Origin of the sequence: Hymenobacter busanensis (assembly GCF_008727865.1) — a bacterium.
GTDB classification, from domain to species: Bacteria; Bacteroidota; Bacteroidia; order Cytophagales; family Hymenobacteraceae; genus Solirubrum; species Solirubrum busanense.
Genome location: NZ_VTWU01000010.1, coordinates 115861 through 125976, shown reverse-complemented (window position 1 = coordinate 125976; position 10116 = coordinate 115861). Strand labels below are relative to the sequence as shown.

At 65.7% G+C, this 10116-nt stretch carries 2 protein-coding genes; both read left to right on the top strand.

The features are described from left to right. Positions 1 to 567: 567 nt before the first annotated feature. Entirely contained in the window at positions 568 to 5040 is a 4473-nt protein-coding gene (locus F0P96_RS20400) for a T9SS type A sorting domain-containing protein (protein ID WP_167291266.1), read from the top strand. A 501-nt stretch (positions 5041 to 5541) separates the two neighbouring features. After that, complete coding sequence (locus F0P96_RS20395) at positions 5542 to 10092, top strand: Ig-like domain-containing protein (protein WP_151080846.1); 4551 nt, start codon at positions 5542 to 5544, stop codon at positions 10090 to 10092. Positions 10093 to 10116 lie beyond the last annotated feature (24 nt).

Here is a 10116-nt window from a genome sequence, read left to right as displayed (position 1 = left end):
CGCCCTCTGCACAACGCCCCGCCGGCACTGCCGGCGGGGCGTTGTGTGTTTAGAGCATCAAGCAAGCTGGAAACAGGTCTTTTACCCGCCAGCCCGCCACATTCATACGATTCGAAAAACATTCAAAAAAACCGGGCGGCGAATTGAAAATTCAGTGCTACTACTCACCAATTTTAAGCATCTTTGATAATTGTATATTTCGGTTCTCGATTGTCTGATTCTGTTCTGATTTGCTTGTCTTGTCTGCATAAGGCCATGCGCCCCGAAGTTTCTTTCCTGCTGATATTCTGACCAGTTTACCCTGGCCAAGCTGCCCGTTTCCCTTGTTTCCTTTTTCCTCACTTTTCTTCTATGACCAACTTTTTACGTTCTGATCGAACACGGAATTCGTTTGCGTTGCGGACAGCGTGCGCGCGTCCGTGGCTACTGACGGCGCTGGGCCTGTTGCCCCTGGTAAGCGTTCAGGCACAGCAGCGACCGGCTGCGCAGGGCGCGGTGCCTTCCAACCGGGAATTGCAGCTCGCATCACCCTTGCAAGAGCGCACGGCTGCGCCGATTGTGCGCAACGTGCCAACCGTCCGCCGCAACATCACCGCCGCCGTTAGTTCCACGGCTACAGGCGGCAACTGGAGCGCCCCCACCACGTGGGCGGGCGGCGTAGTTCCCGCGGCCACCGACGATGTGACCATCGTAGCCGGCGCCACCGTTACGTTGGACGTAGCAGCGGCCTGCGCATCGCTGACGGTAGCCAACACCGGCGCCCTGCAAACCTCGGCCACCACGGCGTATTCGCTGACGGTAGCCGGTAGCGTAACCAACAACGGCACGCTGGACCTGAGCGCCAGCAGCAGCATCGGCTCGGACTTGCGCTTTAGCGGCGCAGGCGACGCCACTTTCACTGGTACCGGTACCACCGACCTGCAAACCATGTCGCTGGCCAAATCGGTGCGGGCCGACGTGGTGGACATGAACCTGCCGACGCTGTCGGTGAAGGGCAGCGCTACCACCACCGACGGCTTCCTGTTTACGCGCACGACCGGCACCACGCCCGCCGACGACATGACGGGTACGCTCAAGATTTCGGGCACGGCCACCCTGAACAACCGGGTGTTCGGCAATGCGGCCTCCTACATCATTCCGGCCACGGGCGGCTTTTGGCTGAACAACCCCAACTTCACCGTCGCCTCGCAGACGGGCTCCCCCACGGTCAACGGCCTGCTGCGCATCACCAGCGGCACCTTCAACGTGGGCAACACCATTGGTAACTCCATCAACTTCGGCGCCAACGCCGTGTACACGATGGAAGGCGGCACGCTGAGCACGGTCGGCCGCTTTACCAACTTCACCAGCGCCACCCAGGTCACCGGCACGATGACCTTCACCATGAGCGGGGGCACCATCAACGTGAGCACCGTGGGCAACACCTCCGGCACGCCTTCCTTCGGCGTGAACGGGGCCACCACCATTTCGGGCGGCAACATCAACCTGGTGCAGCGCAGCACCGCTACCACCCCGCTCGACTACTACGTGGCGGGCGCTACCTACAACTTCACCGGCGGCACGGTGAATGCGGGCACGGCGGCTACGGCCACCAACTTCGACTTCCGCATGCGCGGCAATATGCCGAACCTGACCATCGACAACACCACCAACCCCAAGAGCGTGCTGCTGGCCGGGCAGACCAACCCCCTGGGCACGGTGCTGATTAACCCGACCACGACGCTGAACCTGAACGGGACCATCCTGCTGCAGCTTGGCGCGACCATCACCAACAACGGCACGCTGACGGGCTCGGCCACCGGCAGCCGCCTGTACTTCCAAGGCACCACGGCCCAGACCTTCGGCGGCACCGGCACGGTAACGGCCCCGCTGGCCCAGGTGACCTTCCAGAACGCCAGCACCGGTGTGACGCTGAACCAACCCATTGTGACGCGCAACGTGGCCATGTTCCGCGGCAACGTCATCAACGCCAACAACCTCACGGTGCAGAGCAGCAGCACGGCCCTGGCGGTTATTTCCTTTGGCCTGACCAACCCGACTTCTTCGGCCGGCAACTTCGACGTGGCCCCGACCTTCGACGTGGCGACCAGCGGCTTGTACCTGATTTACAACCCGGAACTGGCCCCGCGCACGACGGGCGTGGAAGTCCCGGCTTCGCGCACGGTATACTATGCCGACTTCAACAACCCGCAAGGCGTAACGCTGGCGGGCGGCAACCTGACGGTTGTCGGGCCTTCGACTTCGGCTAGCTCCATTGGATTGTTGGCAGGTATCGTAACGACTTCGGCCACCAATAAGCTCATCAGCGGCATTGCTACCACGGTTATGCCGGCGGGTTCGGCCACGGCCTATGTAAAAGGGCCGCTGGGCATCACGGTGAACAGCGCCACGGCGGTGTCGCGCCTCTTCGCCGTGGGCGACGCGGCCGGTTTCCGTCCGGTACTACTCGGCGGCATCACCAACAGTGCCGACCAGACCTACACTGCCACGGTAGTGAGCGGCCCCACGGGGGGCACGGTTTCTGGCCCGCTCTCGAGCCTGAACCCGACCCGCTACGTGCGCCTGGAAAACACGGCTAACCTGCCCGCTACGGCCACCGTGCAACTCAGCTACGGTGCCGACGACGTGATTGGCGCGCCGGCTACCGCCGTGGTAGCTCAGGCTCCCACAGCCAACGGCCTGTATGCTTCCATCGGTGGTGCGGCCGTTACCACGCCCGTTACGGGCATTGCATCGACGCAGAACCTGACGCCCGGCAACGACTTCTTTGTACTGGCCAACACCGAAGGCGGCACGCTTAGCAGTTCGGTTGCCGCCGTTTGCGCCGGCTCCAACACCGGCACCATCACGCTGGCTGGCAACGCGGGCACCATCACCGGCTACGAAGCCAATACCGGCAGTGGATTTGCAGCGGTAACCGGCAGCGGCACGGCTGCTACGTATACCTTCAACAACCTCACGGCCACCACCACCTTCCGCGCAGTTATTCTGACGGCGGACAACCGTACGGTGTACTCGGCCCCGGTGAGCGTGACGGTAAATCCGGCTCCAACGGCTACGCTGACTGCTACTTCGGCCACTACTTTTTGCGGCTCGGGCACGCTTCAGCTGGCTGCCACGCCAGTAACCGGCGCCACCTACCAATTCCTGTTGAACGGCCAGCCCATCAGCGGCGCTACCTCGGCTACCTACTCGGCCACCGTAACGGCTAGTGGGACTTATTCGGTAGTAGTAACCACCGGCAGCTGCAGCGCGACGTCGTCGGCGGTGGCGGTGGCGGTGAACCCGGCGGCCTCGGCCGCCTTCGCCTACGCGGCCTCCACGTTCTGCGTGAGCGGCACCAACCCCACCCCCACGGTGTCGGGCACCGCGGGCGGCACGTTCAGCTCGGCCTCGGGCCTGAGCCTGAACGCCGCGACCGGCGCCATCAACCTGGCCGCCTCCACGCCCGGCACCTACTCCGTCACCTACGCGGTGGGCGGCGCCTGCCCGGCCTCCAGCACCCAGACGGTGACGATTACCACCGCCCCGCTGGCCTCCTTCAGCTACGCTGGCACCAGCTACTGCACCTCGGGCACGAACCCGGCGCCGGCCTTCGGCACGGGCGCTTCCGCCGGCACGTTCAGCTCCGCTTCGGGCCTGAGCCTGAACGCCGCGACCGGCGTGATTACCCTGGCCGCCTCGACGCCCGGCACCTACTCCGTCACCAACACCATTGCCGCCGCCGGCGGTTGCGGCGCGGTGACCAGCACGACTACGGTAACCATTACGGCACCGGCCACGGCGGGCTTCAGCTACGCTGCAGCCTCGTACTGCACCTCGGCCAGCGCGGCGGCAACGCCCACGCTGGCCACGGGCGCCACGGCCGGCACGTTCTCTTCGACGGCGGGCCTGACGCTGAACGCGACGACGGGCGCCATCACGCCTTCGACCTCGACGCCGGGCACCTACACCGTGACCAACACCGTAGCGGCGTCGGGCGGCTGCGCCGCGGTAACCGGCACGGCCACGGTCACGATAACCGCCCCGGCGGTGGCCGCGTTCAGCTACCCGGCCATGGGCGGCAACTGCGCCGGCTCCACCGGCACGGTGGCCGCCACGCTCGGCGCCGGCGCCTCCGCCGGTACGTTCTCCTCGACCGCCGGGCTGAGCCTCAACAGCACGACGGGCGCCGTTAACCTGGCCACTTCCACGGCCGGCACCTACACCGTGACCAACACCGTGGCCGCCGCCGGCGGCTGCGCCGCCGTCACGGCCACGGCCGCGGTGACCATCGCGCCTGCCGCCGTAGCCAATGCCGGCGCCGACGCCATCGTCTGCTCGGGCACCCCGGCTTCGTTGGGGGCCGCGGCCACGGCCAACGCCACGTACGCCTGGAGCCCGGCAACGGGCCTGAGCAGCGCCACCGCGGCCAACCCCACCGCGACGCTCACCAACACCGGCACCGCACCCATCACGCAAACCTACACCGTGACGGTGACCAACGCCGGCGGCTGCTCGGCCACCGACCAGGTAGTGGTGACGGTGAACCCGGCGCCGGCTCGCCCGACGGTGAGCATCGCCTACGGCGCGCCCGGCACGGCGACGCTGACCTCGAGCAGCGCCACGGGCAACCAGTGGTACCTGAACGGGGCCATCATCCCCGGCGCCACGGGCCCGACCTACACCGTCAGCGCCGCGGCCCAGTACGGTAACTACACCGTTGTGGTGACCTCGGCCCAGGGCTGCGCCTCGGCGCCTTCGCTGGCCCAGGCCGTGACGGCCACCGCCAAGCCCCTGGCCGGCTCGTCGCTGCAGGTGTACCCCAACCCCACCCGCGACGGCCGGTTTACCCTGGAGCTGAGCGGCTACAAGAAAACCGTTGACCTCACGGTGCTCAATGCGCTGGGGCAGGTGGTGTACCGCACCTCGGTTGCCCCGGCCGCCTCGGGGGCCACGACCCCGCAGGTGGTCGACCTGAGCGCCTTGGCCCGCGGCGTGTACACCCTGCGCCTCGTCACCGAAGGCGGCACCGACTCCCGCCGCCTCATCAGCGAGTAGTTGCTGCGCCTTTGTGCTGCTGCCTGAGCGGCGACATGGCAGGAGGTTCAACCAACAAAAAGCCCCGTTAGCACTTCGCTAACGGGGCTTTTTGTTGCTGTCCGCTCTAGTTGCTACTCAGGCGTTGATCTGGCCATTGGGAATGTCAACTCGCAAATGACGTGGTGAAGTAGCAGTATGACCGGCAAAAAAGGCAACCGCAGAAAACCTCGTGGACGTTCGGGCAATGGCAAGCGCGTTGGCGCCGTAGTGCTATTGTCAACGAGCTTTTGGGCTTCGCACAACTGCTCGGGTTGAGCCGTAGCCGGCTGGGGACGAAGGTTTTTGGGGAAGGAATAAAAATAAAATCGGAGTTGGGCCCTACCTGGCGCGGCAGGCTGCGTAGGAGGCGCTGTGGCTATGGCCTTGGCAGTGCACAGGAATATGTGATAAATACTATTCCTGATCCAAGTCGCAAAGCCCCTTTCGCTTTTCCACTTACCCTTCCCCACTCATTTCTGTATGCGCGAACCCCTACCCACCGTTTTCCTGGGGCGCACCATCTTGAAGAGCACTGCACGGCCCGTGGCCGCGCGTGTTTGGCGCCACACCCTTCTTGCAGTTTTCTTTCTGCTTTCTCTCCCCACGGCCTGGGCTCAAACCACTGCGCCCGAGGGCGGCACGCTGAGCGGTTCTACCACGGTATGCTCAGGCACTAACTCCGGAACGCTCACGCTGAGCGGCTACACCGGCACGATTGTCAAGTACCAGATCAACACGGGCAGTGGCTTTCAAGACGTCAGCGGCACCAGCACCACGTTCCAGTACACCAACGTGGCCACTACTACCAGCTACCGCGCCGTTGTGCTTACGCCCGACAGCCGGCAGGTAGCTTCCACCGAAGCGGTGGTTACCGTTTCGCCAACGCCTTCGGCCAGCATTTCCGCCAACGGCTCCACCAGCTTTTGCGGGCAGGGCACCCTGAATCTGAGCGCCGGGCCTTCGGGCAGCGGACTGACGTACCAATTCCTGCTGAATGGTCAGCCCATCAGCGGCGCTACTAACCAGACGTACTCTGCAACTGTAACGAGCAGCGGCAATTACTCGGTCCGGGTGACCAACGGCGCGAACTGCAGCGCCACCTCGGCGGCCATACCTGTTACCGTGAATGGCACGCCAGCCGTAACGCTGGCCGCCAACGGTCCAACGACGGTTTGCCAGGGCAACTCTGTGTCGCTGACGGCTACGGCGTCCTCGAACTTCCTGCTGCAATACTACCGCGACGGGGTGCAGATTGCGGGAGCTAGCAGCAACACCTACAACGCTACTACCAGCGGCACCTACACCGTGGTGGCCTACGACCCCAACTCGTGCAGCAGCACCTCCAATGCGGTAGCGGTGACGGTAACCCCGGCCACGGCACCGACAGTGGCGTACAGCGCTTCGACGTACTGCCAGAACGCGGGCACCACGCCCACGCCCACCACGTCGGTGAGCGGCGGCACGTTCACTTCGACCTCGGGCCTGAGCCTCAACGCTTCGACCGGCGCCATCAACCTGGCCGCTTCTACGCCCGGCACCTACACCGTGACCTACACGACGAGTGGGGCCTGCGGCGGCAGCGGCAACACTACTGTCACCATCAGCAACGCCGGCAACGCAGCCTTTGCGTACGCGGCCTCCACGTTCTGCGTGAGCGGCACCAACCCCACCCCCACGGTATCGGGTACCAGCGGCGGCACGTTCAGCTCGGCCTCCGGCTTAAGCCTGAACGCTTCGACGGGCGCCATCAACCTGAGCGCCTCGACGCCGGGTACCTACACGGTCACCTACAGCGTGGGCGGTGCCTGCCCGGCTTCCAGCACCCAAACCGTAACCATCAACTCCGCACCGGCCGCGGCTTTTAGCTACGCTAGCGCGGCTTACTGCACTTCCAGCACCAACCCCACGCCGACCATTGCCAGTGGCTCGGCGGCAGGTACGTTCTCGTCGACTTCAGGCTTGAGCCTCAACGCCAGCACGGGGGCCATCAACCTGGCGGCCTCGACGCCGGGTACTTACACCGTGACGAACACGGTAGCCGCTTCCGGCGGCTGCGCCGCCAGCACGGCCACGACCACCGTTACCATCAACGCAACTCCCACGGCCACGCTCACAGCGGGCGGTCCGACCACCTTCTGCCAAGGCGGCTCGGTAGTATTGACAGCGGGCGGTGGCGCCTCGGGCGCTACCTACCAATTCCTGTTGAACGGCCAGCCCATCAGCGGTGCCACTTCGGCTACCTACTCGGCTACCACGGGCGGTTCGTACGCGGTGGCCATTACCAACCCCGGCAGCTGCAGCGCGACGTCGTCGGCGGTGGCGGTGGCGGTGAACCCGGCGGCCTCGGCCGCCTTCGCCTACGCGGCCTCCACGTTCTGCGTGAGCGGCACCAACCCCACCCCCACGGTGTCGGGCACCGCGGGCGGCACGTTCAGCTCGGCCTCGGGCCTGAGCCTGAACGCCGCGACCGGCGCCATCAACCTGGCCGCCTCCACGCCCGGCACCTACTCCGTCACCTACGCGGTGGGCGGCGCCTGCCCGGCCTCCAGCACCCAGACGGTGACGATTACCACCGCCCCGCTGGCCTCCTTCAGCTACGCTGGCACCAGCTACTGCACCTCGGGCACGAACCCGGCGCCGGCCTTCGGCACGGGCGCTTCCGCCGGCACGTTCAGCTCCGCTTCGGGCCTGAGCCTGAACGCCGCGACCGGCGTGATTACCCTGGCCGCCTCGACGCCCGGCACCTACTCCGTCACCAACACCATTGCCGCCGCCGGCGGCTGTGCCGCCGCCTCGGCCACCACGACCGTCACCATTACGGCGGCACCGAATGCTGCGCTGACTGCCGGTGGCTCGACCACCATCTGCCAAGGCAACTCGGTAACGCTGACGGCAACCGGGGGTGCTTCGGGTGCTACCTACCAATTCCTGCTGAATGGCCAGCCCATCAGCGGCGCCACTTCGGCTACCTACTCGGCTAGCACGGCTGGAGTCTACACGGTTACGGTCACCAACCCTGGTAGCTGCAGCGCAACATCGGCGGCGGTGAACGTGACGGTGACTCCGGCCACGACGCCGACGGTAGCATATGGTGCTTCGACGTACTGCCAGAACGCGGGCACCACGCCCACGCCCACCACGTCGGTGAGCGGCGGCTCGTTTAGCTCGGCCTCGGGCCTGAGCCTCAACGCTTCGACCGGCGTGATTAACCTCGCCGCCTCGACGCCCGGTACCTACACCGTGACCTACGCCGCCAGCGGCGCATGCGCTGGTAGCGGTACTACTACCGTTACCATCACGGCTCCGGCCACGGCGGGCTTTGCGTACAGCACGTCCACGTTCTGCGCGAGCGGCACCAACCCCAGCCCGACCGTGTCGGGCACTTCGGGCGGCACGTTCAGCTCGGCCTCCGGCTTAAGCCTGAACGCTTCGACGGGCGCCATCAACCTGAGCGCCTCGACGCCGGGTACCTACACGGTCACCTACAGCGTGGGCGGTGCCTGCCCGGCCTCCAGCACCCAAACCGTAACCATCACTACGGCTCCGCTGGCTGCCTTCAATTACCCCAGTGCTACGTACTGCGCCGGCTCTACCGGTACGGTTACGCCTAGCTTTGGCACGGGCGCTTCCGCTGGTACGTTCTCGTCGACTTCGGGCCTGAGCCTCAACGCTTCGACCGGCGTGATTAACCTCGCCGCCTCGACGCCCGGCACCTACACAGTGACCAACACCATTGCCGCTTCGGGTGGTTGCGCGGCCAGCACGGCTACCGCTACCGTAAACATCACGCCGGCTGCGTCCTCTGCCTTCAGCTACAGCTCGGGCACGTACTGCGTGAGCGGCACGAACCCCACGCCCACGGTGTCGGGTACCAGCGGCGGTACGTTCTCTTCAACCTCGGGCCTGAGCTTGAATACTTCGACGGGCGCCATCAACCTGGCCGCTTCCACGCCCGGCACCTACACCGTGACGTATGCCGTGAGCAGTGCCTGCGGGAGCAGCAGCACCCAGACGGTGACCATTACCACGGCACCGCTGGCTGCGTTCAGCTACGGCAGCGCGGCCTACTGCACCTCGGGCACGAACCCGGCACCGACCTTCGGCGCGGGTGCCTCGGCCGGCACGTTCAGCTCGACCTCGGGCCTGAGTCTCAATGCTTCGACCGGCGTGATTAACCTGAGCGCCTCCGCGCCCGGCACCTACACCGTGACGAATACCATTGCTGCATCCGGCGGTTGCACGGCCAGCACGGCCTCGGCCACGGTGACGATCAACACCGCGCCCACTGCTTCCCTGACTACCACCGGCTCGACTACCTTCTGCCAAGGCGGCTCGGTAACCCTGACGGCCCTCGGCGGCTCGGCCGGCGCTACGTACCAGTTCCTGCTCAACGGCCAGCCCATCAGCGGCGCCACTTCGGCTACCTACTCGGCTACCACGGGCGGTACTTACAGCGTGATTGTGACCAACGCAGGCGGCTGCACGGCTACCTCGGCCGCTACCAGCGTGACGGTAAACCCCACGCCGGTGGCGCCTACGCTCACGGCCGTTACCCAGCCCAATGGCTCGGTGTTGCTGACGTCGAGTGCGGCTTCGGGCAACCAGTTCTACCTCAACGGTACGCCGGTGGCCGGCGCAACGGGCCAGACGTACTTGGTAGCGTCGCCCCTGCAAAACGGTCCCTATACCGTGGCAACAACCAGCACCAGCGGCTGCCCCTCGGCAGCTTCGAACGCGGTGAACGTGACGGTGGTACTGGCCGCCAAGCCGCTGGCCGGCTCGTCGCTGCAGGTGTACCCGAACCCGACCCACGACGGCCGCCTGACGGTGGAGCTGACTGGCTACCGCAAGCCGGTGCAACTGACGGTGGTAAACGCCCTGGGCCAGGTGGTCTTCCGCCAGGAAGTGAAGCCGGCCAGCTCGGGCCTCACCCAGCAAACGGTTGACCTGAGCACGCTGCCCCACGGCGTGTACGTGCTGCGCCTCGTAACGGAAGGCGGCACCGACACCCGCCGCATCGTGCACGAATAAGCTGGGCAAGCCTGCGGGCTTTGC

Coding starts and splice junctions, on each gene's coding strand:
- F0P96_RS20395 (WP_151080846.1), top strand. CDS start 5,542: ATGCGCGAACCCCTACCCACCGTTTTCCTGGGGCGCACCATCTTGAAG.